The sequence below is a fragment of the Hymenobacter sp. M1-2 genome, from assembly GCF_057808495.1.
Window position 1 is genome coordinate 107,444 of sequence record NZ_JBTYZO010000015.1, and the last position, 25,552, is coordinate 132,995.

Consider the following 25,552-nt stretch of genomic DNA (forward strand, 5'->3'; position numbering starts at 1 on the left):
GCATCTTTGCGGCAAAATTCAACTTCTTGCCTGCTGTCGCGTTTTCTATCTGAAAGCTATCCTCAGCCCGCCTTTCCTCTCCTGATTTATCCTCTCACCCATGGTCAAAAACTTAGTCATCGTCGAGTCCCCCGCGAAAGCCAAAACTATTGAAGGCTATCTGGGCAAGGATTTCGTCGTCAAGTCGTCGTTCGGCCACGTCCGCGACTTGCCGAAGGACAACAACGCTATTGATATTGCGAATGGCTTCAAGCCAACTTACGTGGTATCGGCCGACAAGCGAGAGATAATCGCACAGCTCAAGAAGCTGGCCAAGGAGGCCGAAGTGGTGTGGTTAGCAAGTGACGATGACCGCGAAGGCGAAGCCATTTCCTGGCACTTGTCGGAGACGCTGAACCTGAACGACAGCAAGACGCGCCGCATCGTGTTCCGCGAAATCACCAAGAATGCCATCCTCAACGCCATCGACAACCCGCGCACCATCGACCTGAACCTGGTGAATGCCCAGCAGGCCCGCCGCGTGCTCGACCGGTTGGTGGGTTTCGAGCTGAGCCCGGTGCTGTGGAAGAAAGTGAAAACCGGCCTTTCCGCCGGCCGCGTGCAATCGGTGGCCGTGCGCCTGGTGGTGGAGCGCGAGCGGGAAATCAACCAGTTTAAGGTAACGTCGGCGTACCGCGTCACGGCCCGCTTCGACGCGGGCAAAGGCGCCGTGCTGGAAGCCGAATTACCTACGCGCTTCAAGACCCGCGAAGAAGCCGAAGCTTTCCTGGCCCGTTGCGTGGGCGCTGACTACCGCATCGAAAATCTGGAGAAAAAGCCCGGCAAGCGCAGCCCCGCGCCGCCGTTCACCACGTCTACCTTGCAGCAGGAAGCGTCGCGCAAGCTCGGCTTCTCGGTGGCGCAGACCATGAGCGTGGCGCAGAAGCTCTACGAGGCTGGCAAAATCTCCTACATGCGTACCGACTCGGTGAACCTCTCGCAAGACGCACTGACGGCTGCCAAAGAGGAAATCAGCCGCGCTTACGGCCCAGAATACGCCCAGACCCGCGTCTACAAAACCAAGTCGGCCTCGGCGCAGGAAGCCCACGAAGCCATCCGCCCCACCGACTTCGCGCTGGTGAAAGCCGGCTCCGACTCGCAGGAACAGCGCCTCTACGACCTTATTCGCAAGCGGGCTATGGCTTCGCAAATGGCCGACGCCAGCATTGAGCGCACGGTTGCCACTATTGGTATCAGCACCCAGCCGGGCGTAACACTCACGGCTTCCGGCGAGGTTATTACCTTCGAAGGTTTCCTGAAAGCCTACAGCGAGTCGAAAGACGAGGAAGAGCAGGATGAAGCCACGCAGGAGTCGAGCTTCTCGCGCGGGCTGCCGCCCCTGACCGTGGGCCAGCAGTTGCCATTGCAGTTGTTGCGCGCCACGGAGCGTTTCGCGGCCCCGGCCGCTCGCTACACCGAAGCTTCGCTGGTGAAGAAGCTAGAGGAAATGGGCATCGGCCGGCCTTCAACCTACGCTCCCACCATCAGCACTATTCAGAAGCGCGGCTATGTGGAAAAAGACTCACGCGAAGGCAAGGAACGCAAGTTTCACGTGCTCACGCTGGACGGTGACGCGGTGAAAACCGAAGTCAAAACCGAGACTTTCGGGGCCGACAAAGCCAAGCTTTTTCCGACGGACACGGCTATGGTAGTCAACGACTTCCTGGTGGAGCATTTCCCGGTGATTGTGGACTACCAGTTCACGGCCAAAGTGGAAGGCGAGTTCGACCGAATTGCCGACGGTGAGGAGCAGTGGACCGACATGCTGGCCGGTTTCTACGGCACCTTCCACGAAACGGTGGAGCGCGGCCAGGACATTGAGCGCAACACGCTGGGCAGCAACCGCGAAATCGGAGCCCACCCCGAAACTGGGCAGAAGCTCACAGCCCGCCTCGGCCGCTTTGGTCCTTACGTACAGATCGAGCCCAAAGAAGGCGCGCCGGAAGGTGAAAAAGCCGTGTACGCCAGCCTGCGCAAAGGCCAGTTCATTGAGAGCATCACGCTGGAAGAGGCGCTGGACTTGTTTAAGCTGCCGCGCATCGTGGGCCAGTTTGAGGACAAGGACATGACGGCCGCCCTAGGTCGTTTTGGCCCCTATATCCGCCACGACAGCAAGTTCTACTCGCTTACCAAGGAGCAAGACCCGCATACCATCACGGCGCAGGAGGCTATAGACTTGATCGAAGCCAAGCGCAAAGCCGACGCGGAACGCCTCATTAAAGACTTCCCCGAAAACGCTGACGTGCAGGTGCTCAACGGTCGTTTCGGCCCCTACATCGTGGTGGGCAAGAAAAACGTGAAAATTCCGAAGGGCGAAGAGCCGGCGGGCCTCACGCTGCAACGCTGCCTGGAACTAGCCGAAGCCACCCCCGACAAGCCCGCTAAAGGCGGCCGTTTTGGGGCGAAGAAAGCCGCTCCGGACGCCACCGAAGCCGCGGACAAACCCGCCAAGAAACCAGCGGCCAAGAAAACTGCCACTAAGAAACCGGCCGCCAAAAAAGCTGCTACGGCTAAGAAGGCAGCCGCGAAAGCCAAATAGTATCGAGTCAACCCTAAGCCAACCGGCCCGCTGAATGATTCGGCGGGCCGGTTGGTTTTAGGAGGGGCTTGAGTTGAATCAATTTTATGCCGCAAGATCTAGCTTGGGATAAGAGCAAGGCGCTGATCCTACTGATGCTACACGCTAAATTATAAGGGCCTCCGTTATATTCCTGATTCACAATAAAGCCCGCCTGACGCGGACTTTTTCTTGCTCTTTATGCCGGAACGCCTATTCGTATTGCCTGCCTTATTGAGTTGCCTGCTGGCTTGCGGGCAACCGACTGCCCTGTCCGAAACGCCGCCCGTTGCCACCAAACCGGAGCCTCTTTCTGCGGCTCCCAACCGTTATCCATGGCTGGCTGCTGATGCTTATGATGTGCGCCGGAGTGTGACTGCCCGTTTCGCGCCGCCGCCGGGCTGCACGCGGGTGAAGGTGACGGCCGGCTCGTTTGGGCACTGGTTGCGCTACCTGCCGTTGCTGCCCGCCGGTACGGCCGTGCACCTCTACAATGGGGAGTTGAAAGACCCGCAGACCGTACACGCCGCCGTGCTCGACATTGATGTCGGTACGCGCGACTTGCAGCAGTGCGCCGACGCCGTTATTCGGCTGCGGGGCGAGTATTTATTTTCGCGCAAGCCTGATACCGTGCATTTTCACCTCACCAGCGGCAACGACATTCGGTTTGCCGATTGGTATCGGGGGCAGGGTTTCCGGGTGAGCGGCAATGAGGTGCTGCCGGCTCCTCGCCCCGTGGAAAAGCCTACGCACGCCGTGTTCCGCCGCTACCTCGACCAGGTTTTCACCTACGCCGGCACTCTTTCTCTGGCTCGTGAGCTGACCCCGATAGCTCCGGCCAATGTGCAGCCCGGCGACGTCTTCATTCGCGGCGGCTCACCCGGTCACGCCGTCTTGGTGCTGGACGTGGCGCGGCACACGAGCACCGGCCACCGCTACGTGCTGCTAGCTCAAAGCTACATGCCGGCCCAGCAGATTCACGTGTTGCGCAATACAGCCACCAACGACGCGACCTTAGGCGCCTGGTTTGCCGTAAACCCGGAAGACTCCCGCTTCGTCACCCCAGAATGGACCTTTGCGCGGGAAGAGCTGAAGCGGTTTTAACTGCTGCTTGACGCTTCAGCGGAAGAATTTTATAAAGCCAACGCAACAGCTACTTCGCGCCGGTTCAACTCTAGCGCAAGCTGAAGCTTATACCGCATTTCACTGATGAAAAAGAAAATAGTGGCTCTTACTGGCGCGGGCATTAGCGCCGAAAGCGGCCTGGCCACCTTCCGCGGCTCCGACGGTCTGTGGGAAGGCCACCGCGTGGAGGACGTAGCCTCACCCGAAGGCTGGAACCGCGACCCGGAAATGGTGCTGGAATTCTACAACCAGCGCCGCGCCGCCGCCCGCGCCGCCCAACCCAATGCCGGCCATAAGGCGCTGGTAGAGCTAGAGAAGGATTTTGAAGTGGTTATCGTGACGCAGAACGTGGACGACCTGCACGAGCGAGCCGGTTCTTCGCGCGTGATTCATATACATGGCAAGCTGTTCGAGTCACGCAGCAGCCAGCACGAGGGGCTGGTGTATCCCATGACGTCGGACCGGATTGAGCTGGGCGATATGTGCGAACAGGGTCACCAGCTACGGCCCAACATCGTGTGGTTTGGCGAGGCCGTACCGCTCATGGACCGCGCCATCGAGGAAGCCGCCACGGCCGATATTTTCCTGGTAGTCGGTACTTCGCTGCAAGTGTATCCAGCCGCGGGCCTAGTGCATTTCGTTCCGACTGGCCACCCCATCTACGTCATCGACCCTAACCAGCCCCCGATGGCTGAACGCCGCAACCTGCATTTCATCACGGAACCAGCCAGCACCGGCGTGCCGCGCGTAGCAGCGGAACTGCTAACGCAATAGAGTCTGTGCCCAGTCACAGCTGTTGCTCTAAGCAAGGCGGTCAGGCTTTGCATGACCGCCTTTTGGCTAATTACCCACTCGTTCTAGCTTGATAGATTGGCTTGGCTGTTAGATTGCACTTTATACTTGCGTACATGCCCTTCCATGGCCCATAATTCAGGTATTTAGTCAGAAATGAAGGTTCTTGCTCCTTACAGTAAGATTTCGACGATCAAACGCCTGTCTCACGTCTCAGATCTAAGGTCTCTCTACTTACATGGCTTCTGTTTTCGGGCATTGCGCGCTGGGCGCTACGTTGGGCAAACTCCTCCTCCCCGACCGGCGCCATTGGCGCTACTGGGTGCTGGCCGCCGCTTGCGCCTTTTTGCCCGATGCCGACGTCATTGGTTTCAAATTCCACGTGCCCTACGCCAGCCTTTGGGGGCACCGAGGAATGACGCACTCCTTACTGGCAGCAGCTGTCGTGGCTTCCGTTCTGACCGTGCTGCTTAGACTACGACGTACTGCCAACGTCCCGGCAGCCGGGCGGCTATGGGTGCTGCTGTTTCTGGCCACTGCTTCGCACGGCGTGCTCGATGCCATGACAACCGGTGGTGAAGGCGTGGCGTTTTACAGTCCGTTTGATCAGCAGCGCTACTTTTTTGGGTTTCGGCCCCTTATGGTTTCGCCCATTGGCATCAAGAAGTTCGTGGGCGAATGGGCGACCCGCGTGCTGAAAAGTGAGCTGCTGTGGGTGGGGCTGCCTTGCTTGGCAGCGTTGGCGTTGGCCCGACTACGGCGGCTGGCTAGCGCCTGAGCGGTCCGTTCTGAGTCGGCAAATTAAATTCATGTTAAATCGTATTGCTTAGTTCTGCGTATGGCATAGTCTAGCTTACCTTCTATGCACGTACTTCAACACCGTCTGCTGCTGGCCGCTTTCAGTCTAGCAACGACGCTGCCCGCGCTGGCGCAACCTTCTACCGCTCCGGTACACACTGTTTACTTGTTCGGCAATACCGCTACTGCCGACCTGCCCACCAAGCATCTGCAAGTGCTGCGAAGCCGCCTGGAACAGCAGTCGGGCCCGTTTACGGTGGTCCATCTTGGTGATATTGTGGGGCCCGAGGGCCTCGGCACCAAACAAGACTCCAGCCGGGCCGGCGAAACCGCGCGCGTCGATGCGTTGCTGGCGCTGGTGCAGGGCTTATCGAACGGCAAAATCTACTTCGTGCCCGGCGACCGGGACTGGGCCAATTCTGGCCCCGACGGCCTGAAGCGCGTGCGCCGCTTGGAAGACTACATCGAAAAGCGTCTGCCCAACCAGAACGCCTTCGCCCCCACCGGCGGCTGCCCCGGCCCCGAAATCATTGACGTGGCGCCGAACGTGCGGCTGGTGGCTCTCAACTCGCCCTGGTTCACGCATCCCTTCGACCGGCCCGAGGCGCCCGACACCGACTGCAAAACCCTCACGCAGCAAGAATTTCGGGAGCAGCTGCAAGACGTACTCGACGATACGAAGGGCAAAAACGTGCTGCTGGTGGGCCATCAGCCCGTTATTAGCAACGGCGTGTACGGCGGCAAGCAGCCCCTGAGTCGGCACTTGCTGCCGCCGGTGCTGGGCTCGGTGTACGCAGCCTACCGCCAAAACGTGGGCACCCCGCGCGACCTCGCCAACCCAGCCTACCAAGCATTTCGCAAGGAACTGCTTGGCACTCTCAAAGACCACCCCGGCGCCGTGTACGCCGCCGCCCACGACTACAGCCTGCAACTCACCCGCTTCGAAGACAACTACCATCTCGTGGCGGGTTCTTTCGCGGAAAAGCAGCACGTGGGGGCCAACGGCCAGTCGCAATTCAACAAGTCGGAAGAAGGGTTTTCCAAGCTCGAATATTACGCCGATGGCACCGTAAAGGCACATTTTTATGCCTTCGACGAGGCCGGCACCAGCACCAAGGAAGCCTACAACGCCGTACTCTTTCAGTCGGCGTGCCAGCAGCCGCGCTTGGCTAATGTGCCCGTGAACAGCTTCATTCCCGAGTGCCCATCGGCGCCGCGCGGAGTGGTCGAAACTAAACCTGATGCGCCATTTCAAGCCACGCAGACCCTGGCCGCTGGCAAGCAGTACGCCGGTTCGGGTACGGAACGGTTTTTCCTGGGGCCGCTGTACCGCACGTCTTGGACGCAGCCGGTGCAGGTGCGCACCTTGGATCTGGCTTCGGAAAAAGGTGGCTTGCGCGTGTTTGGGCGCGGTGGCGGCCGGCAAACCACTTCCCTCAAGCTCATTGCCGCCGACTCGTCGGAGTACGTGTTTCGCTCCGTGGACAAGGACGTGACCAAGATTTTGCCGCCGGAGCTGCGCAATTCCGTGGCTGCCGACGTGCTGCGCGGCATCACGCCCACGGCGCATCCTTATTCGGGACTGGTGATTAGCTCTCTGCTCGACCAGACCGACATTCTGCACGCCCGCCCGCGCCTATTTGTGCTGCCCGACAACAACCAGCTGGGACCCTACCGGCAGGAATACGCCGGGTTGCTGGGCACGCTCGAAGACCGGCCCGTGGACCCCAAGCCCAACCTGCCCGGCTTCGGCGGGGCCAACGACGTGCGGCGCTCCTTTAGCTTCTTCCGCCAGCTCTACAAAGACCACGACAACCGCATCGACGCGCAAGCCTTCGGGCGGGCCCGCGCCTTCGACATGCTGGTGGCCGACTTCGGCAAGCACGAGGACAACTGGAAATGGGCCGGCTACAAGCAGGGCAAAAGCACCATTTACAAACCCATTCCGCGCGACCGGGACCAGGCTTTCACGCTCTGGAACGGCCTGCTGACTTACCTGGCCAACCGCGAATGGGCCGTGCCCAGCATCGAGGATTTTCAGAGCGAGTTTCATGATCTGGAAAGCCTGAACTGGCCGGCCCGGAACCTCGACCGATTCCTGCTGCAAAGCCTCACGCGGGAGCAGTGGCAGGAAATCGGCAAGTACATGCAAACCCAGATTACGCCCGCGGCCATCGACCAAGCCACGGCGCAAATGCCGCCGGAGCTGACGCCGTTGTCGGGCCAGGAGTTGAACCGCAAGCTCAAGGCGCGCATTCAGGAGCTGCCCAAAGCCCTGGACGATTATTACTTGCTGCTCGCCAAACGGGTGGATGTGGTAGGCTCCAATAAAGCCGAAGTGTTCCAGGTGGACCGCCAACCCGACGGCAACGTTCGGGTCCGCATGTTCGATAAAGCCAAGGACACCGACGCGCCCGACGGCGAGCCGCTGTTCGACCGCACGTTCAAGCCCCGCGAAACGGCGGAGGTGAGCCTGTACGGCCTCGATGGCAAAGACGTTTTTACGGTAACAGGCGCGGCCAAAAACAGCGTGCTCGTGCGCATTATCGGCGGTGATGGCAAAGACCAGATAACCGATGATTCGCGCGTGAGCGGCCTGCGCACCCTCACCAAAGTCTACGACCTACCCGACACCAACCTCAAGCTCGGCCCCGAATCCGACAACCGCACCTCAACCAAACCAGCCGTAAACCGCTACGACCGGGAAGCTTTCGAGTACGATGGCTACAACCCGCGGGCCACGCTCATTTTCAACCAGAGCGATGGCTTCGGCGTGGGAGCGGGCGTCGATATTGTGCGACAGGGGTTCCGCAAGCCGGGCTACAAAAACCTCTACGGCATCGACGTGCAGGGCTCTTCCAACGGCAATTTCCAGGTGGCGTTCAACATGCGCCACCGCCACGCCATCAAGCTCTGGGATATTGGCGCGCGGGCCGAATACGGCAACTTTTTCCAGTTCTACAACTTCTTCGGCCTCGGCAACAATACCACCAAGGACGACGCGCTCTACGACGACAACTTCTACAAAGCGCGCTACAAGGGCTACAACGCCGGCGTGTTTGCGGAGCGCGTTTTCTTCCAGCGCAGCCTCCTGCGGCTGGGCAGCAACTACGAGCAGTACAGCACCAACTTCGGCAGCAATACCTACCTGGGCCAGCTAGAGCAAAACCCCGAGGCCACCGACCTGCGCCCCAACACCGGCTTCCAGCGCCTCGTCGGCCTCAACGCCCTGCTCGACCTAGACCTGCGCGACCGGCAGCGTTTCGCGCGGCGCGGCGTGCGCCTGCGCGCCCAGCACGACACGTATTTTCAGCTCAACCGCAACCAAAGCAACTTTGGCCTCACCCAAGGTTTCGCGGAATACTATGGCACGGCGCGGCTGCTCATTCCGGTTACGCTGGCCGTGAAAGGCGGCGGCGCGAAGAACTACGGCACCGACGCTGAAATTCCGTTCTACAAGTTCTCCTACCTGGGGTTGCGCGAAAACCTGCGCGGTTACGTCCGCAACCGTTTCACCGGCGATGCCAGCCTCTACCTCAACTCCGAGCTGCGCCTGGCGCTTGGGCAAGTGAAAAACAACTTCCTGCCCTTCTCCTACGGCGTGTTCGGCTTCTTCGACCGGGGCCGGGTGTACTACGATGGCAGCTCGCCCGGTGGCTGGCACGATGGCTATGGCGCGGGCTTCTATATCGCTCCGGTCACGGACCAGCTGGCCCTGTCCGTATCGTATCAGCTTTCGGAGGAAGAAAGCGGCTTGATTCAGTTTGGGCTAGGTTTTCGAATCGACCAGTAGGCAGCAACGCCTTCCACCTGCTACTAGGCCCGGCCTCAGAAGTTGTTCTGGGGCCGGGCTTTTTCGTGGTGGGCCGTGTCCGTTTCCGACAAGATCTGCCGGCCCCAGGCCCACATGGACTCTTTGGCCCAACACCGCGAGGCTTTCTTGCCTGCTTCGTCTTCGCTTCCTAGCCCACGCTAAGCAACCCAAGTAGCTGCGCGAAAGGAGCCTGATTACCGAACAGATGACGCTCCACGCTGGTACAAACGTCGCGCAGGGTTCCTAGCTTCTGCCGCTCCGGGCCGGCTATGTCGATGCCGAAATACTGTTCGAGCCGTTCTACCAACTTCAGCTGCCGCAGCCAATCGAGGTTAAGGTCTTCGGCAAAACGGGTGGCGGGGTTCAGTTGCCAGGGCGAATAGCCCTGCTCGACCAGTAACGCAATGACCTGCTGTTGAATCTCGTGACGCATAACAAGTGGCTTGAACAGTGAAAGGAAACTGCTTACCGCCCCTGCCGCTTAGGGGCAGCGGGAGCAGGAACTATACAAACCAACGTTTTCTGGATGCTATAAAGAAGGTAAAAACCAGTGAAGCGGCTTTATTGATGCCTGAACTTGCTAACAGCGCCCGTGAACTGTCTGGTAGATGAATGAGAATGCATAGGGACACGAACCCTAGAAAGATGGAGAGAATCGAAAAACAATTTTCACATTCTCTCCAACGGTGGAGAGGATCGAAGATTTTTTTCGGATTCTCTCCACTTGTTGTGTGCAGGTCGTCCTACTGCGCCGTAGGCCGTAGCAGGACGGCAGGACCACGAAGCCGACTCCTGCGAAAAAGGGTCTTCACTGCTCAGAAGAGGTATAGGACGCTTTAAGAAATGTGAACGGGTAGCAAAAAGCCGTAACCGAAGCGTGCTGTGGAGCTGAACAGAAGCTTCGACAAGCTCAGCAAGACCGCGTGGACAATTACCATCCACACCCTTAGTAAAGCTAGCGGGCGCTTGCAGTCCACAGTCCTCTTACAACATTCCACCAAGACCATCCAACAACTGACTACCAGCCACTGGACGAGGGTGAACGACGGGCGTAACATTGCTCAAGCTGCGGCTACAAACTAACCCCGCAGCTCCCGTTGCATCATGAAAACTTCCGCTTTTCTCGTCGCCATCTCGGTCGCCTTTCTCGGTAGCTCTCCCGCCATATATGCGCAGCAAGGACCCGCGCCGGCCACGCCCCGGCCGCTATTTCCCTACTCGCACAAGGTCACTTTAGGCGGCGGCGTTAGCCAGCTGCTTCTTGGCGGGTTCAACGTGCAGGCTGAGTACACCACCAACCGCCTGGTGTTCGATTACTCGCACGGGTTCAACATCAAGCTGAGCGGCAACAGTGCCTCAACCGTGGCCCAGGACCAGAAGTTGGCGGAGAAGCTTACCTCTACTTTGGGCGTGGGCATTGGCTACCGACTCACTCCTACGTTTGACGTGCGGGTGGAGCCGAAGCTTCACTATTATGAAGTGTATTATGATGGACAAGCCGAAACCGCCAGTAATCGGGTGAATTCGTACAAAACCGCGACGCTGGGGCTAGGAGCCTACTACCGCTATTATCCGTTTCGGCGGCAGGAAAACGGCTTGGCGGGTATTCTTATCATGCCTAGCGTGCGGTACTGGCCCAACGTGTGGAGCTCGCTCGATAACGACAAGCTGACCTACACCAACCGGGCCACCGAACGGCAGGAAACCTATAAGGCCGCTTCGCAAGGATTTCCGGGCACCAACGGCCTGCTGGCCAACGTGACGATCGGCTACACTTTTGGCGCCCATAAAAAGTAGCCGCGGCTTCCACTTACAACCTACGCTACCACGGGCCTTTCCTGCCCTCGCGCGCTAGCTAGGGCAGTAGCGCGCTTGCAGTTCGGCCAGCCTTCCGTTGCGGATGGCTTTATCGGCGGCCCGGAAAAACAGCGGCTCGATGAACCGGCCAAAACCAGGGAAGCGCGAGTTGGTGAGTTTCAGAAACAGCGCCGTGTCGGCGAACTGCTTGGGGTTCTGCTTGGCGTCTATTTGCCCATCGGCTACCAGGCCGTGGTAGATGCGGAAGCCCTGCTCGAAGTCGGCGTTGCCGGGCGCGACGCTAACGCGGATGGTAGCCGGCGCAGCGGTTTTATTGGCGAAGTAATGCACTACGCCTGGCTCCACCTGCACGCTCTGCCCAGTGCGGAGCAACAATGTCTGCTTGCCTTTGCCAAACTCCAGCTCGCTCTCCAGCACCTCGAAAGTCTCAGTGAAGAAGTCGTGGAAATGCTTGGGCGTGTAGTAGCGTGGCGCCACGTGCATGATGAGTTCGGAATGGTCGGCACCCTCGCGGGCGCTGCTCACCACTCGGATTCTATCGGTGCCCAGGATGGAAGACTGGCTCATAGGGAGGAAGTTGGTTGACCGGCGGAGTAAAGGTAGAACAGGGTAGGCACCAACAAAAGCTCAACCTTTAAGCAAGACAATAGCCAGACGGGCAGCCCAATACTTTCGGAACCGCATGAGCAAGCGAGCGTCCTCAGGCGGTTTCGGAGTTGGCCTGCAAAACGGTCCCGGAGTTCCATACCGATGCTTCTAGAAGCATACGGTTCATTCCGATTATTCGGGGGTACGCTCTCAAGATTTGCCGGTTGACACCCAAGGCTGTATCTGCCTCAGCCTCACAACAGTTTGAAGGACAAACCATCTTTCCACTTCAAACCCTTGCCCATGTCCTCTTCCTTCACTCTTCTGTCATTCCAGCGTCTGCTTGTGCTGCTGGTTGCGCTGTTTGGATTCGCCCTCACCAGCTGCGACAAGGACGATGCCGCCAAACCGGACCCGACTCCCACCCAAAGTAGCGAGCAGCTGGCTCACGGCGACCCTACCCTGTCTATCGTGCAGGTCGCGCAGGCCAATCCCAATTTCTCGGTGCTGGTTGCGGCTGTCGTGAAAACCGACCTGGCCAACACGCTCAGCGGCGCGGGGCCCTTCACCGTGCTAGCGCCAACCAACGCCGCCTTTGCTCAGCTGCCGGCGCCCTTCAACACGGCGGCCAACATCGGGGCCCTGACTGACCCGAATCAAATTTCCGCCCTGCGTAACATCCTGCTCTACCACGTGCTGGACGGCCGCAAAGCCGCCGCCGACTTTCCCGCCGGCTCCAGCTCCCAAACCACACTCAAGCCCGCTTCCGCCCCCGGCGTGAACGACAACACGGTGTATTTCTCCAAGAATGAGGACCGGCTTTTCAATACTACCCGCATTTTCATCAACGGCAACACCAAGGTTATAATCGCCGACGTGGCGGCCAGCAACGGCATCATCCACGCCATCGATAAGGTGCTGATGCCTCCAACTGGTAAGATAACCGACCTCGTGGTAGCAGGCGCCACCGGCTCCAACCGCCAGTTTACGTTGTTGCTTAAGGCCTTGCAGCGCCCCGCTGCCGCCGATTTACTCATCGCCGCCGCTGACCCTGCTTCCAACCTGACGGTGTTCGCGCCCACCGATTTTGCCTTCCGGCAGCTGCTAGTACAGCAGCGCCTCACCAGCCTCGATCAGGTGCCTGATGCCACGCTGGTAGCCATACTTAAGCTGCACATTGTAGGCAACCGGGCCTTCTCCTCCGATCTGAGCACGGGCTCGTTCTTTACAACCAAGACCGTTACGACCTTGGGCGGCCCCGTGACCGCCGCTGGTGTGTTGCCTTTCCTCACCGTTCGGGGCCCCGGCAACAACTTCAGACCAGCCACCGCACGACCAACTGATCTGTTGGCCAGCAACGGGGTAGTTCACGTCATCGACCAGGTTTTGCTGCCGTAGCTCAGCCGCCCCGCCCGACCCATTAAACAGCCTCGTTGCCTGCCTTGCGGTTGGTGGCGGGGCTGTTTTGATGAAGTATTCCTCTCGTTTCGACCGACTCGACCTGGCGCAGAATCAATGGCACGGCCAACTTCTATTTGCGCATGATGGATGCCTTCTGACGGTTGCTCAAACCGGAAAAAATGCCCAATAAAGCCCCTGGCACTTGTCCTTCTTACCCTTGCTAACGCTTCGGGTACAACAGCCGACGATTCAAGTTCGCCAAACGACGGTTCACTGGTTTGGCTGTTTCAGCGGGAATTTTTACGGGCCACTTTTGGGCAATCAACCGCCTTTGCACGCTGCTGAAGCCGAAAGGCCGCTACGAAAACCAACCGAAAGTTGCGCAGGAGCTGCAAGTACAAAACCTGCTCTTGTCATCTACCGCCAAGCTCCACTCCTATGATTTCTCTGACGACTTCCGTCCCCAAATCCATTGCCCGACAGGTGCTTTCCATTATCAGCCAGCGCAAAACCATCCCGGTGCAACGGCTTCGTTCGCGCTTCCACTTGAGCCGAGAGTTATGTTTCGACCTGCTCGACATCGTGGACATCATTCTGGATCTGGAACAGTGCTTCCACATCTATATCCCCGATGAAGTGCCTTTCGTCACCATCGGCGACTTCGTGGACTATGTAGTGGCCGAAACCTGGGGCCGCCTCTGGCGCTGACACTCCAATTCGCCGGTAACTTTTTCTTGTTCATACTCTTATCGATCTGTAGCTCGTTAAGCTGTGGCTCAGCGACTCAGCTCTTTTACCCGTCGGATTCTCGCTCTGCTCACTTGTTCTAAGCGTTCCACTGCGGCGCTGTAGCCACAGATCAGGGTTTTTGAAGCGTGCTACTCGTTTTTCGCCTTATGCTCCAAAGTCAGTTTTTGCCTCGTTTGCTGGGTACTACTCTAGTGTGGCTGGTTACTCTTGGCCTCAGTAAAGCGTGGGCCCAGCAACCCGCTCTCAAGGAGCGCGCCACCGATCCGGCCGCAGGCAGCGCCAAGCTCAGCGGCTACCTGCGCGACGGCGTCACGGGCGAAGCACTGATTGGGGCCACAGTATTCGTGCAAGCCTTAGGCACCGGCACCACCACCGACGAAAAGGGCTTCTACTCCCTCGCCTTGCCCAAAGGCACCCACGTTGTGACGTATCGTTTCATTGGTTTCGAGTCGCAAAATTTCACGCTCACGCTCTCGGGCAACGTTACGCGCTCCGTGCGCCTGGCCACGCAAGGCGTGCAAACCGGCGAAGTGATAGTGCGCGGCCGACGGCCCGATGAGAACGTGAAAAGCACGGAAATGGGCGTGAGTCGGCTCGATATCAAGACCATTAAGCTGGTGCCGGCGCTGCTGGGCGAAGTAGACGTGATTCGCAGCATTCAACTGCTGCCGGGGGTGACTACCGTGGGCGAAGGAGCCTCGGGCTTCAACGTGCGCGGCGGCGGCATCGACCAAAACCTGGTGCTGCTCGATGAGGCGCCCATCTACAACAGTTCCCACCTGTTCGGGCTGTTTTCGGTGTTCAACCCCGACGCCATCAGCGACCTGAAACTGGTGAAAGGCGGCATTCCGGCGCAGTACGGCGGGCGGCTTTCTTCGCTGCTGGATGTGCGCCTGAAAGAAGGCAACTCCGAGCGGCTGAGTGCCACGGGCGGCATTGGCTCCATCTCCTCGCGGTTTGCCGTGGAAGCACCCATCATCAAAGACAAAGCCTCGTTCGTGCTGGCCGGCCGCCGCTCCTACGGCGACTTATTTCTCAAGCTCATTCCTGACCAGCGCGACAACCAGGCCTACTTCTACGACTTCACGGCCAAAGCCAACTACCGCCTCGGCGAGAAAGACCAGCTGTTTTTATCGGGCTACCTGGGGCGCGACGTGTTCAACTTCGGGCAGGAGTTTCGCAACAATTTCGGCAACCGATTTGGCACCGCGGGCTGGAGCCATACCTTCAACAACCGGCTTTTCTCGACGGTCACTGGCACGGCCAGCCAGTACAGCTACGGCCTCGGCGTGCCCGAAGGCGCGCAGGGTTTCAATTGGAAATCCAGCATCGTGAGTTACACGCTCAAAGCCGATTTCAACTACCAACTCCGCCCCCAAAGCACTCTGCATTTCGGCGCCGGTACCATCGTGTACCGCTTCGTGCCCGGTACCGTGCGCCCCACCGATGCGTCCTCGATTTTCCGGCCGCTGAATTTGCAAGAGCAGCAAGCCAACGAATACGCCGCTTACGTTGACCACGAGCACACCTTTTCGCCGCGCTTCTCGGCCCAATACGGCGTGCGTTTCACTGCTTTCGACTACGTGGGTGCGGGCACGGTGTACGACTACGCAGGGCCCAACGGCCGCCAGAAAACGCCCGTCAACCCACGGGAGTATGCTGCCGGCGAGCTTATCAAGCGCTACCCCAATCTGGAGCCGCGGGCCTCGGTGCGCTACACACTGTCGGAAACCAGCTCGCTGAAAGCCAGCTACAACCGTATGGTGCAGTACATCCATCTGGTATCCAACACCACGGCTTCTTCGCCGTTGGATGTCTGGACGCCGAGTACCACCAATACCAAGCCCGAACACGCCGACCAAGTAGCTCTGGGCTACTTCCGCAACTTCCAGGACAACGCCTACGAGGCCAGCGTGGAAGTGTACGGCAAGCGCATGGACAACCAAGTCGACTACATCGACGGGGCCAACACCTTGCTCAACGAGTTCCTAGAAGCCGACCTGCTCTACGGCGACGGCCGGGCCTACGGGGCCGAGTTCTACGTGAAGAAAAATCAGGGCCCGTTCACCGGTTGGATCAGCTACACGCTCAGCCGCTCGGAGCGCAAAATCGACGGCATCAACAACGGCGAGTGGTACGTGAACAAGTACGATAAAACGCACTACCTCGCCGTAGTGGGCATTTACGCGCTGGCACCGCGCTGGACCGTGTCGGGCACGTTCAACTACAGCACCGGCATTGCCACCACCTTCCCCGACTCGCGCTACGTCTACCAGGGCCTCGTGCTGCCGAACGTGAACAACGACGTGCGCAATAACTACCGCGTGCCCGCCTACCATCGTCTCGACTTGGCCGCCACGCTGCAAGGCCGCAAAGGCCGTGGCCCCCGCTGGGCCCCTAAGTGGGAAACCAACTGGGTGTTTTCCATCTACAACGTGTACGGCCGCCGCAACCCCTACAGCATCTACTTCCGCCAAAACGAAGACAGCCCCAACCGCACCGAAGCCGTCCGCCTGGCCGTTTTCGGCTCCATCATCCCGGCCGTTACCTACAATTTTAGCTTTTAGCGCCTCTCGTTTACCTCACCCCCTAGCCCCCTCTCCAAAGGGAGAGGGGGAACTAGAACTAGAAAACTAGTTTTTAGCTCCCCTCCTTTTTTAAGGAGGGGTTGGGGGTGGTAAAAATCGTTGCACGACTACTAGCTCTACCATTTAATTCTACCCTTCAACCACCCCCAACCCCTCCTTAACCAAGGAGGGGAGCTAGCTCTAAAAAACTAAAAGCTAGTTCCTCCTCTCCCTTTGGAGAGGGGGCTAGGGGGTGAGGTAAACGAGAGGCCACCGAACCATGAAACGTACCGCTCTTCTTCTGCTCTTAACCGCCTTCAGCCTCAGTGCCTGCGAAGATGTCATCGACGTAGACATTCCCGAAGGCCAGCCGTTGCTGGTCGTAGATGGTGCCGTGACCGATCAACCGGGCCCCTACGTGGTGAAGCTGACCAAAACCGTCCCCTACTTCGATGAGCAGGCCCTGCCGCCAGTGCCCGGCGCGGTGCTCACGCTCTCCGACGACCAAGGCAACCGCGAAACTCTGACCGAGCGGGAACCCGGCGTCTACGTGACCAGCAGCTTTCAGGGCAAGATCGGCGGGCGCTACACGCTCACCATCCAAGCGGAAGGCGAGGAGTACCGCGCCGAAACCGAAATCCGCCGCACGCCGCCCATCGACAGCGTGCGGGCTGAATTTCGGGAGGCCACTACGCTCGATGAAGAAGGCTATTACGTGCTCTATTACGGCCCCGAGTTTCCCGGCGTCGGCGACTACTTCCGCTTCAAAGTGTTTCGCAACGGCCGCTTGCTCAATCGCCCTTCCGACTTATTTGTGCGTTCCGATGAGCTGGTGGATGGCCGCTACATTGGGGCCTTCGAGCTGAACAACAACCAGGCGGAAGAAGAAACTTTCGCCCTCGGCGACACGATTCGGGTGGAACTGAACTCGCTTTCCCGCGATTATTATTTCTTTCTAAACGAAGCCGTTACGCAACTCAACAACAGCGGCATATTTGCCGCGCCCCCGGCCAACGTGCGCACCAACGTCCGCAATGTCCAGCCCGGATCGGCCAAGAAAGCAGTAGGGTATTTTGCCGGCTACACCGTACGCCGTGATTCCGTTCTTATTCAGTAGTTTAGAGCACCTTCCGGCTTCGCTTATTTTCTATGCTACTCACCGCACCTCCCATGTCGGCAGCTCCATCCACCCCCGCCCTCATCCTGAACGACAAGTGGCTGCGGCTGCTTGGCATCCCGCTGGTATCCATCATCATGCACTTGTCCTTCGATGGTTGGCCGCAGGAACTCAGCGTGCCCATATTCAACGGCTTTTTATTTTCCTTCTGCATTACGCTGCTGCTCTGGGAGGGCAACCGGGCCATTTTTGTGCTCATGCGCCGGTTCTTTCCGCATTACGACCAAACTGCACGGCGACTGGTGGTGCAGACGGTGAGCAGCATCTGCTACACGTTTGTAGCCACCGTGCTGCTCAACGAACTGCACCGTCTGCTGTTTGGCGTACCGCTGTGCGAGAAAGGTCATTTATTCACTAGTTTCTTGTCGAAGCTGGTGCCGACGGTCGTGGTTACCTCGTTTTATGAGAGCATCTACTTCTTTGGGGAGTGGAAGAAAAACCTGCAACGCTCGGAAGCCCTGGCGCGGGCCGGCATTCAATCGGAACTGGAAACGCTGCGTAGCCAGCTCGATCCGCACTTTCTGTTCAACTCTCTCAACACGCTGGCCGCTCTCATCGACGACAATAACGAGCCAGCCCACACCTACCTGGAGCAGCTCGCCGACGTGTACCGCTACGTGCTCGTGAGCCGCGACAAAACCACCGTGCCACTGCGCGAGGAAATGGCCTTCGTGGAAGCCTACTTGTACCTCAACAAAACCCGCTTCCGCGACGACCTGCAAGTGGAGCAGAACATTTCCCCGGCCGCTTACGCCACCAACGTGGCCCCGCTGAGCCTGCAAATGCTGGTCGAAAACGCCATCAAGCACAATGTCATCTCGCCCGAAAACCCGCTGCACGTAACGCTATCCACCGAAACCGATTCCGCTTACGTGCGCGTCCAAAACAACGTGCAACCCAAAACCGGCCTCGAACAATCCACCAAAGTAGGTCTGCGCAACATCATCAACCGTTACCGCCTGCTCTCCGAACACCCTGTGGAAGTGCTCCGCGAAGGCGGCCTGTTCACCGTGCGCGTTCCTCTTTTGCAGGAGCTAGGAGTTAGAAGCTAGGAGTTAGGCGTGGGAAGTTCAAGTGGTATCCTACCAACACCAGGACCACTTTGATTCCTACTCCTAACTGGCTCCTTGCTTCTAGCTCCCAACTCCTAGCTCCTAACTCCTCCCATGAAACTTCTGCTCATCGAAGATGAATACCCGGCGGCGGAGCGCCTGCAACGGCTGCTGCAACAGGCTGATCCTACCGCGGAGGTGGTGGGCGTGGTGCGCAGCGTGGCGGCGGCCCGGCAATGGTTTGCCAGCAACCCCGCGCCCGACCTTATTCTAAGCGACATCCAGCTAGCCGATGGCTTGAGCTTCGAAATCTTCGACCAGGTGGGCCTCACCAGCCCCATCATCTTCACCACCAGCTACGACGAGTACGCCATCAAGGCGTTCCGGGTCCGCAGTGTCGATTACCTGCTCAAACCCATCAAGCTCGTGGATTTGCGGGCCGCGCTAGCCAAATACCACGACCTGCGCGCGGCCTTTTCGCCCGTGGAAGGCAGTCAGCGCTTGGAACGCCTCCTCGACAGCCTGCCACTCACCGGCCGCCCATACAAAACGCGCTTTCTGGTGGCCAGCGGCGAGCAGCTATTGCCCCTCGAAGTAGACGAAATTGCCTACTTCCAAACCCGCCGTGAGCTGCTCTACCTGATTTGCCGCGATGGCCGCCGCTTCGTCATCGACTACACGCTGGAGCAACTGGAGCGCCTGCTCGATCCGCAGCAGTTTTTCCGGGCCAACCGCCAGTTGCTCGCGCACCTGAGCGCCGTGCGCCGTTTGCACCCCTATTTCAACGGCAAGCTCAAGCTCGATCTGCACCCTGAATCGACGGAAGAGGCCGTTATTAGCCGCGACAAAGCCGGAGCGCTCAAGGCTTGGTTGGAAGGAGAATTACCCGTGAGCAAGGTGGCGCGCAACTGACAGGGTGCCGATAGCAATTTTTCGACGGGTCTGGTCTGCTTTCGCCAAAGGGCTATCTTTGGCCTCGCTTTCCACCATCCCCCCTCGCCGAATGGAGTACCCCTTACTGAAGCTCGCCGCCATAGACATCGGTTCCAATGCTGTTCGTTGTCAGATCTCAGCGGTGCTTCACTACGGTAACCGGTATCGGCTGAAGCGGGTGGAATATGTGCGCTATCCGTTGCGCCTCGGCGAAGACGTGTTTGCCACCGGTACCATCTCGGAGAAGAAGCAGGAGAAATTCATCAAGTTTCTGCACGCCCTCAAGCTGTTGATGGAAGTGCACGACGTAGCGCCCAATCATTACCTGATCTGCGCCACCTCGGCCATGCGCACCGCCACCAACGGTGTGGAAGTTGCGGCCCGCATCCGGCAGGAACTGGGCATGGAAGTGCAGGTGATTGACGGGCAGGCCGAAGCCGCCTACATCAACCGCGTGATTGAGCACTTGCTCGAAGACAAAAAGCACTACCTACACATCGACGTAGGCGGCGGCAGCACCGAGTTCAACATCTACCACGACCGGCGCAAAGTAGCTTCCCAGTCGTTCGAAGTAGGTTCCATCCGGCGCATGCAGCAGGAAGAAGCCGGCATGAGCACCGAAGCCATGCGCGACACCTGGCAGCGCATGGAGGAATGGGTGACCGAAAACGCCCGCCGCTACCACGTAACGCGGGCCATTGGCACGGGCGGCAACATCAACAAGCTCTACAGCATGGCGCAGTCGTCGCAGCTTGATAAGCCCGTGACGCGCCGCCGTATCGCCGCCACCCTCGACAACCTCACCAAGATGAGCATGGATGAGCGCGTGAACGTAGCTATGCTCAACCCCGACCGCGCCGACGTTATCGTGCCGGCCGGCCACATCTACCTCTCCGCTATGGAGTGGGCCAACGTGCACCAAATGATAGTGCCCGACATCGGCCTCAAAGACGGCATGCTCCAAACTTTGTTCGAAGAGCACTTCGACGAAATCCGCACTCGCGAAGATCATTCTTCCCGTACGCCCATTCCCGCCGTGCAAAGTCGCCCCACGGAAGTGGAATGAGTAATGGTGAAATGAGTGGTTGAGTGAATGCTCCAGATGTCATTGCGAGGCGCAGCCGTGGCAATCCTTCCTCTCTCTGAGACCAATTTCCCAAACAGACAAGCCCTTGAAGATTGATAACGTCAAGGGCTTACTGCTTAATTTAAGTTTTACGCTGTGAGAGGAAGGATTGCGTCGTCCCTCCTCGCAATGACAGCATTACACATTTGTCTCGGCTGCTTCGGCCTCGTCTTCCTCAGCTACAACTACCGGGTACACGAACTGCCCTTCTTCCGTCTCGCCATCGGGCTCATACCCATCGCCACCAATAGCCTCGCTGGCAGCCTCCACGGCTGCCGGTTCCTCCCCTACTACTGGGGCACTAGCTTCTTCGCTCGGCGCTGGCTGTTGCAGTAAGGCCAGCAGTCCTTCAGGCGTAGCGGCGGCCAGGCGCTCTTCGTCGCGGCGGTAGAAGTCGCGGTGCACGTTCACTTTGGGCTCGTCCGGAGCGGGCACGCGGCGGATGTAAGCCCCGTCCTCGCGCATGGTGTAGGTGTTCTGGTTGTCGAGCATGTTCAGCATGAGAATGCTGATGGCCTCGCGCTTAAGCTGCGGATTTACAATGAGGAACAGCGCCTCAATACGCCGGTCGAAGGAGCGCACCATTAGGTCGGCGGAGCCCGCGTATACTTTAGGCTGGCCGGCTTGGTGGAAGTAAAACAGGCGCGCATGCTCCAGCAAGTCGCCCACGATGCTGCGTACTTCGATATGCTCGCTCAGTCCCGGCCGGCCTGGCCGTAGGCAGCAGATGCCGCGCACGATGAGCCGGATGGGAACGCCCGCCTTGGATGCCTTGTAGAACTCGTCGATTACTTCCTTGTCTTCCAGCGAGTTCATCTTCATCACGATGCCGCTGGGCAAGCCTTTTTTGGCGTTGCGCACTTCCTCCCGAATGAGGTGAATGAGCTGCTGGCGCATGTCTTTGGGCGCCGTGATGAGGTATTCGTAGTCGTCGGGCTGGGAGTGGCCGGTGATAACGTTGAAGAATTCCGACACGTCGTGGCCGTACACGTCGTTGGTCGTGAGCAGGCTGATATCGGTGTAGAGCTTGCTGGTTTGCTCGTTGTAGTTGCCGGAGCCGATGTGCACGTAGCGCGTCACCTTTTCGCCTTCCTTGCGGATAATCATCAGCATTTTGGTGTGCGTCTTGTACTTGCTCACCCCGTAGATGACGAAGCAGCCCGCCTTTTCCAGCTTAGCACCCTCCCGGATGTTACGCTCCTCATCGAAGCGAGCCTTCACCTCGAACAGCACCGAGACGTGCTTGCCGTTTTCGGCGGCTTTGAGCAGCGCGGCCGTCACGCGGGAGTCGTCGGCGAGGCGGTAAATGGTTTGCTTGATGCCCAGTACCTGCGGGTCTTCGGCCGCTTGCTCCAACAGCCGCACCATCGGCTCGATACTGTTGTAGGGGTGGTGCAGCAGTACGTCGTGGTGTTTGAGGTACTCAAACAGGTTCTCGTCGGCTCCGTCGGGTAGGCTAAGTGGCGCTACCGTGGCGGGCAGGCGCGAGGTTTTGTTGCGGAGGTTGGGGTGCCTGAGCACTTGCAGCAAGCCCTTCAGATCGATCAGCGAATTAATGACGAACACGTTGCCGTTATCAATCTTCCACCGCTCTTTCAGCACCGACATGAGCAGGTTCGACGCGCCGGGCTCCACTTCCAGGCGCACCACGCGGCCCCGCTTGCGCGTTTTGAGCCCCTGCTGAATTTCTTTGATAAAATCGGTGTCAATGTCGTCGGATTCTTCCAGCGTGAAGTCGCCGTTGCGCGTGATGCGGAACAGCGTGGCCGACTCGATATCGACGTTGCGGAACAGCTTGGGCAGGTTGGCCCGCACGATTTCCTCGATGGGCACGAACAGCACTTTGTCTTTGCGCGTCAGTTCGAAGAAGCGCGTCAGGTTCTGCGGAATCTGCACAAACGTGAGCCGCTCCTGCCCTTTCTCCGTGCCTACGTCGTTGGTCCGCGTCACCACGCCCAGGATGAGCATCTGGTTCATCATCAGCGGGAAGCCGTGGTAGGAGTCGTACACCATCGGCGTGAGCAGCGGAAAGATGGTGTTTTTGAAGTAGCCATCGGCCTTTTTCAGCTCCAGCTCCGTCAGCTCGTCCATGCGCAGAATGTTGAAGCCATTCTTCTCGAACTGCGGCTTCAGCTCATTCAAATACGTCATCGACTGGTCGTTAACGAAGCGGTGCGCAAAGTCGAGCAGCTTGCGCCGAAACGGCAGCTCCCGCAGCCCCGAATAGTCCACCCGCTCTTTGCCGTAGTCGAGGTAGTTGTACAACGAGCCCACCCGAATCATGAAGAACTCATCCAGGTTCGACGAAGTGATGCTCAGAAACCGTAGCCTATCGAACAGCGGTCGGCTGGCGTCCTTGGCTTGGTCGAGCACGCGATAGTTGAAGCGCAGCCAGCTGAGGTCGCGGCTGATGTACTTGCTTTTGCGGATGAGGTCGGCAGATTTGAAGAGCTTCATAGAGTAGAGCGAAAGGAATGGCAAAATACGGTAAAATGGGCCACCCTGGTAGTACTTTATCGCGTAATGATGGCCGTAGCCTCAATTTCCACTAGCAGCCGCGGGTCAATTAAGGCCCTCACTTCTACCATTGAGCCAGCCGGGCGGATGGCCGCAAACGCCTCCCCATGCGCCCGCCCCACGGTCTCCCACTGCGTAATATCGGTCACGTAGATGCGGGTGCGCACCACGTGCTTCAGCGAAGCTCCGGCCGCCACCAGCGCCTCCCCTATTTTTTCCAAGGCCCGCTTGGTTTGCGCGTACACGTCGCCCACACCAGTTATCGTGTCACCGTCTTGGGCCGTAGTGCCCGCCACTTCCACCACATCGCCCACCCGCACCGCCCGCGAGTAGCCCACAATCGGCTCCCACGGAGCCCCGGAAGATATGTTCTGTCGCATAGTTTTCAACCAAAGAAAAGACCCATCAAATTGCAAGCACAGTACCAACAAAAAAACGCCGCTCACTAGTGAGCGGCGTTTTTTATGCTAGCTAAACACCAGCTACAAAATCCGCGCCAATCCGTGATCAGACATCGAGTTTCGCGTATTTGGCGTTTTTCTCGATGAAGTCGCGGCGAGGCGCCACTTCGTCGCCCATCAGCATGGAAAACAGGTGGTCGGCTTCGGCGCCGGAATCCACGTCTACGCGCTTCAGGGAGCGGGTGTCGGGCTGCATGGTGGTGGTCCAGAGCTGCTCGGCGTTCATCTCGCCTAGACCCTTGTAACGTTGCACGTTCACCGTTTCGGGCTTACCGCGGCCTAGGTCTTCCTGCGCCTGCTGGCGCTCATCTTCGGTCCAGCAGTACCGCTCTTCCTTACCGCGCTTCACGAGGTAGAGCGGCGGCAGCGCGATGTATATGTAGCCCTTCTCAATCAACTCCGGCATGTAGCGGAAGAAGAACGTCAGGATCAGCGTCCGAATGTGCGAGCCGTCGATGTCGGCGTCGGTCATGATGATGACCTTGTGGTAGCGCAGCTTGTCGAGGTTGAGCGAGCGGGTGGTGCTGCCGTCGTCCTCGTCGGTCTTCTTCTCGAAGCTCACCCCGAGGGCCGTAATCATGTTGCGGATTTCCTCGTTCTCGTAGATGCGGTGCTCCTGCGCCTTCTCCACATTGAGGATCTTACCCCGCAGTGGCAGAATGGCCTGAAACGCCCGGTTGCGGCCTTGCTTGGCGGTGCCACCGGCCGAATCTCCTTCCACCAAGTACAGCTCACAGATAGCCGGGTCCGATTCCGAGCAGTCGGCCAGCTTGCCGGGCAGGGAGTTGGAGCCGAGCACGGTTTTGCGCTGCACCATTTCGCGGGCCTTGCGGGCGGCAATCCGGGCCTTGGCGGCCAGAATCACTTTCTCCACGATAATGCGGGCTTCCTTGGGGTTCTCTTCGAGATATTGGTTGAGGATTTCGCCCACCACGGTATTCACCGCGCCGTTCACTTCAGAGTTGCCCAGCTTGCCCTTGGTCTGGCCTTCGAACTTGGGTTCGGCCACTTTCACCGAGATGATAGCCGTGAGGCCCTCGCGGAAGTCGTCGCCCTGAATCTCAATCTTGGCCTTGGCCACCTCCCCCGATTTCTCGGCATAGGCTTTCAGCACCCGCGTGATGGCCGAGCGGAAGCCCGCCACGTGCGTGCCGCCCTCGTGGGTGTTGATGTTGTTGACGTAGGAGAAGATGTGCTCCTGGTACGAGTCGTTGTACTGGAAGGCCACTTCCACTGGAATACCGCGCTCCGTCGAAACATAAACCGGCCGGCTCATCAGCACCGTGCGGCTGCTGTCGAGGTATTGCACGTACTCGGCTAGGCCACCTTCGGAATAGTATTCGCTGCGTACGGGCTCGGACTCGCCGCCGTCTTCGGTGCCGCGCAAGTCGGTGAGGACAATGCGGATACCCCGGTTGAGGTAGGCTAATTCCCGCAGGCGAGTGGCTATCCGCTCGTAAGAATACTCGAGGGTTTCGTCGAAGATGGTAGAGTCGGGCTGAAACCACACGCGGGTACCCCGCTCGGTGGTTTCCCCAATTTCACGTACGTCGTAGAGCGGGATGCCGATGTTGTACTCCTGCTCGTAGATGTGGCCGTCGCGCTTCACCGTGACGTGCGTGTGGGTGCTCAGCGCGTTCACGCAGGACACGCCCACGCCGTGCAGACCACCGGACGTTTTGTAGCTGTTTTTGTCGAATTTACCGCCGGCGTGCAGCACGGTCAGGGCTATTTCGAGGGCCGAGCGGCCGAATTTCTGGTTGATGCCAACGGGAATGCCGCGGCCGTTGTCTTGGACTGAAACGGCGTTACCGGGGTGAATGGTCACCTCGATATAGTCGCACTGGCCAGCTAAGGCTTCGTCGATGGAGTTATCGACGACTTCCCACACCAAATGGTGGAGGCCTTTGACGCCAGTATCGCCGATGTACATGGAAGGACGTTTGCGTACGGCTTCGAGCCCTTCGAGTACCTGAATGCTATCCGCGGAGTAGTCCGAGGCACCGATTATCTCTTTCGTTTCGCTCATGTTGCGGG

18 protein-coding genes are annotated in these 25,552 nt (G+C 58.8%); 13 read left to right on the plus strand and 5 right to left on the minus strand.

Annotated elements, in window-relative coordinates; all coding sequences use genetic code 11:
• The first annotated feature begins 100 nt into the window (after positions 1-100).
• From topA to ACYSMN_RS15685, 5 genes are all read left to right on the plus strand, one after another.
• Entirely contained in the window at positions 101-2,578 is a 2,478-nt protein-coding gene (gene topA / locus ACYSMN_RS15665) for a type I DNA topoisomerase (protein WP_488924847.1), read from the plus strand.
• Between the two features lie 219 nt (positions 2,579-2,797).
• The gene (locus tag ACYSMN_RS15670) at positions 2,798-3,700 is read left to right on the plus strand and encodes a DUF4846 domain-containing protein (RefSeq protein WP_488924848.1); all 903 of its coding nucleotides are present in this window, start codon (positions 2,798-2,800) and stop codon (positions 3,698-3,700) included.
• A 105-nt stretch (positions 3,701-3,805) separates the two neighbouring features.
• Positions 3,806-4,495 carry an SIR2 family NAD-dependent protein deacylase gene (locus ACYSMN_RS15675; RefSeq protein WP_488924849.1) on the plus strand — a complete coding sequence of 230 codons (690 nt, stop codon included), beginning with the start codon at positions 3,806-3,808 and terminating at the stop codon, positions 4,493-4,495.
• 256 nt (positions 4,496-4,751) lie between these two features.
• Complete coding sequence (locus tag ACYSMN_RS15680) at positions 4,752-5,291, plus strand: metal-dependent hydrolase (RefSeq protein WP_488924850.1); 540 nt, start codon at positions 4,752-4,754, stop codon at positions 5,289-5,291.
• Positions 5,292-5,375: 84 nt separating this feature from the next.
• Positions 5,376-9,104 (plus strand): hypothetical protein, encoded by a 3,729-nt coding sequence (locus tag ACYSMN_RS15685; RefSeq protein WP_488924851.1) that lies wholly within the window; start codon positions 5,376-5,378, stop codon positions 9,102-9,104.
• Positions 9,105-9,273: 169 nt separating this feature from the next.
• Here ACYSMN_RS15685 and ACYSMN_RS15690 read toward each other — a convergent pair whose 3' ends face one another.
• Positions 9,274-9,558 (minus strand): acyl carrier protein, encoded by a 285-nt coding sequence (locus ACYSMN_RS15690; protein WP_488924852.1) that lies wholly within the window; start codon positions 9,556-9,558, stop codon positions 9,274-9,276.
• 671 nt (positions 9,559-10,229) lie between these two features.
• Here ACYSMN_RS15690 and ACYSMN_RS15695 point away from each other — a divergent pair.
• On the plus strand, positions 10,230-10,922 hold the full coding sequence (locus tag ACYSMN_RS15695) for a hypothetical protein (RefSeq protein ID WP_488924853.1): 693 nt from the start codon (positions 10,230-10,232) through the stop codon (positions 10,920-10,922).
• A 54-nt stretch (positions 10,923-10,976) separates the two neighbouring features.
• Here the strand turns inward: ACYSMN_RS15695 and ACYSMN_RS15700 are convergent, their stop codons facing one another.
• Positions 10,977-11,510, minus strand: a complete 534-nt coding sequence (locus ACYSMN_RS15700) for a cupin domain-containing protein (protein WP_488924854.1) — start codon at positions 11,508-11,510, stop codon at positions 10,977-10,979.
• 324 nt (positions 11,511-11,834) lie between these two features.
• Between ACYSMN_RS15700 and ACYSMN_RS15705 the strand changes: the two genes are divergently transcribed.
• The 7 genes from ACYSMN_RS15705 (at position 11,835) to ACYSMN_RS15735 (ending at position 20,477) form a co-directional block, all read left to right on the plus strand.
• Entirely contained in the window at positions 11,835-12,929 is a 1,095-nt protein-coding gene (locus tag ACYSMN_RS15705; protein WP_488924855.1) for a fasciclin domain-containing protein, read from the plus strand.
• 441 nt (positions 12,930-13,370) lie between these two features.
• Positions 13,371-13,640 carry an acyl carrier protein gene (locus tag ACYSMN_RS15710; RefSeq protein ID WP_488924856.1) on the plus strand — a complete coding sequence of 90 codons (270 nt, stop codon included), beginning with the start codon at positions 13,371-13,373 and terminating at the stop codon, positions 13,638-13,640.
• A 188-nt stretch (positions 13,641-13,828) separates the two neighbouring features.
• The gene (locus ACYSMN_RS15715) at positions 13,829-16,249 is read left to right on the plus strand and encodes a TonB-dependent receptor (protein WP_488924857.1); all 2,421 of its coding nucleotides are present in this window, start codon (positions 13,829-13,831) and stop codon (positions 16,247-16,249) included.
• Between the two features lie 280 nt (positions 16,250-16,529).
• Positions 16,530-17,366 carry a DUF4249 domain-containing protein gene (locus ACYSMN_RS15720; RefSeq protein WP_488924858.1) on the plus strand — a complete coding sequence of 279 codons (837 nt, stop codon included), beginning with the start codon at positions 16,530-16,532 and terminating at the stop codon, positions 17,364-17,366.
• 53 nt (positions 17,367-17,419) lie between these two features.
• Positions 17,420-18,478 carry a sensor histidine kinase gene (locus ACYSMN_RS15725; RefSeq protein WP_488924859.1) on the plus strand — a complete coding sequence of 353 codons (1,059 nt, stop codon included), beginning with the start codon at positions 17,420-17,422 and terminating at the stop codon, positions 18,476-18,478.
• A 114-nt stretch (positions 18,479-18,592) separates the two neighbouring features.
• Positions 18,593-19,390 (plus strand): LytR/AlgR family response regulator transcription factor, encoded by a 798-nt coding sequence (locus ACYSMN_RS15730; RefSeq protein ID WP_488924860.1) that lies wholly within the window; start codon positions 18,593-18,595, stop codon positions 19,388-19,390.
• Between the two features lie 91 nt (positions 19,391-19,481).
• A complete protein-coding gene (locus ACYSMN_RS15735) occupies positions 19,482-20,477 on the plus strand; it encodes a Ppx/GppA phosphatase family protein (protein ID WP_488924861.1) in 996 nt (331 codons plus the stop codon).
• 198 nt (positions 20,478-20,675) lie between these two features.
• Here the strand turns inward: ACYSMN_RS15735 and ppk1 are convergent, their stop codons facing one another.
• The 3 genes from ppk1 to gyrB form a co-directional block, all read right to left on the minus strand.
• Positions 20,676-22,994 carry a polyphosphate kinase 1 gene (gene ppk1 / locus ACYSMN_RS15740; RefSeq protein ID WP_488924862.1) on the minus strand — a complete coding sequence of 773 codons (2,319 nt, stop codon included), beginning with the start codon at positions 22,992-22,994 and terminating at the stop codon, positions 20,676-20,678.
• A 56-nt stretch (positions 22,995-23,050) separates the two neighbouring features.
• The gene (locus ACYSMN_RS15745) at positions 23,051-23,434 is read right to left on the minus strand and encodes a RidA family protein (protein WP_488924863.1); all 384 of its coding nucleotides are present in this window, start codon (positions 23,432-23,434) and stop codon (positions 23,051-23,053) included.
• 127 nt (positions 23,435-23,561) lie between these two features.
• The gene (gyrB, locus tag ACYSMN_RS15750; protein WP_488924864.1) at positions 23,562-25,544 is read right to left on the minus strand and encodes a DNA topoisomerase (ATP-hydrolyzing) subunit B; all 1,983 of its coding nucleotides are present in this window, start codon (positions 25,542-25,544) and stop codon (positions 23,562-23,564) included.
• Positions 25,545-25,552 lie beyond the last annotated feature (8 nt).

Bases quoted from the DNA above. Each gene is read 5' to 3' on its own strand.
- topA (WP_488924847.1), top strand. From the start codon at position 101: ATGGTCAAAAACTTAGTCATCGTCGAGTCCCCCGCGAAAGCCAAAACT.
- ACYSMN_RS15670 (WP_488924848.1), top strand. From the start codon at position 2,798: ATGCCGGAACGCCTATTCGTATTGCCTGCCTTATTGAGTTGCCTGCTG.
- ACYSMN_RS15675 (WP_488924849.1), top strand. From the start codon at position 3,806: ATGAAAAAGAAAATAGTGGCTCTTACTGGCGCGGGCATTAGCGCCGAA.
- ACYSMN_RS15680 (WP_488924850.1), top strand. From the start codon at position 4,752: ATGGCTTCTGTTTTCGGGCATTGCGCGCTGGGCGCTACGTTGGGCAAA.
- ACYSMN_RS15685 (WP_488924851.1), top strand. From the start codon at position 5,376: ATGCACGTACTTCAACACCGTCTGCTGCTGGCCGCTTTCAGTCTAGCA.
- ACYSMN_RS15690 (WP_488924852.1), bottom strand. From the start codon at position 9,558: ATGCGTCACGAGATTCAACAGCAGGTCATTGCGTTACTGGTCGAGCAG.
- ACYSMN_RS15695 (WP_488924853.1), top strand. From the start codon at position 10,230: ATGAAAACTTCCGCTTTTCTCGTCGCCATCTCGGTCGCCTTTCTCGGT.
- ACYSMN_RS15700 (WP_488924854.1), bottom strand. From the start codon at position 11,510: ATGAGCCAGTCTTCCATCCTGGGCACCGATAGAATCCGAGTGGTGAGC.
- ACYSMN_RS15705 (WP_488924855.1), top strand. From the start codon at position 11,835: ATGTCCTCTTCCTTCACTCTTCTGTCATTCCAGCGTCTGCTTGTGCTG.
- ACYSMN_RS15710 (WP_488924856.1), top strand. From the start codon at position 13,371: ATGATTTCTCTGACGACTTCCGTCCCCAAATCCATTGCCCGACAGGTG.
- ACYSMN_RS15715 (WP_488924857.1), top strand. From the start codon at position 13,829: ATGCTCCAAAGTCAGTTTTTGCCTCGTTTGCTGGGTACTACTCTAGTG.
- ACYSMN_RS15720 (WP_488924858.1), top strand. From the start codon at position 16,530: ATGAAACGTACCGCTCTTCTTCTGCTCTTAACCGCCTTCAGCCTCAGT.
- ACYSMN_RS15725 (WP_488924859.1), top strand. From the start codon at position 17,420: ATGTCGGCAGCTCCATCCACCCCCGCCCTCATCCTGAACGACAAGTGG.
- ACYSMN_RS15730 (WP_488924860.1), top strand. From the start codon at position 18,593: ATGAAACTTCTGCTCATCGAAGATGAATACCCGGCGGCGGAGCGCCTG.
- ACYSMN_RS15735 (WP_488924861.1), top strand. From the start codon at position 19,482: ATGGAGTACCCCTTACTGAAGCTCGCCGCCATAGACATCGGTTCCAAT.
- ppk1 (WP_488924862.1), bottom strand. From the start codon at position 22,994: ATGAAGCTCTTCAAATCTGCCGACCTCATCCGCAAAAGCAAGTACATC.
- ACYSMN_RS15745 (WP_488924863.1), bottom strand. From the start codon at position 23,434: ATGCGACAGAACATATCTTCCGGGGCTCCGTGGGAGCCGATTGTGGGC.
- gyrB (WP_488924864.1), bottom strand. From the start codon at position 25,544: ATGAGCGAAACGAAAGAGATAATCGGTGCCTCGGACTACTCCGCGGAT.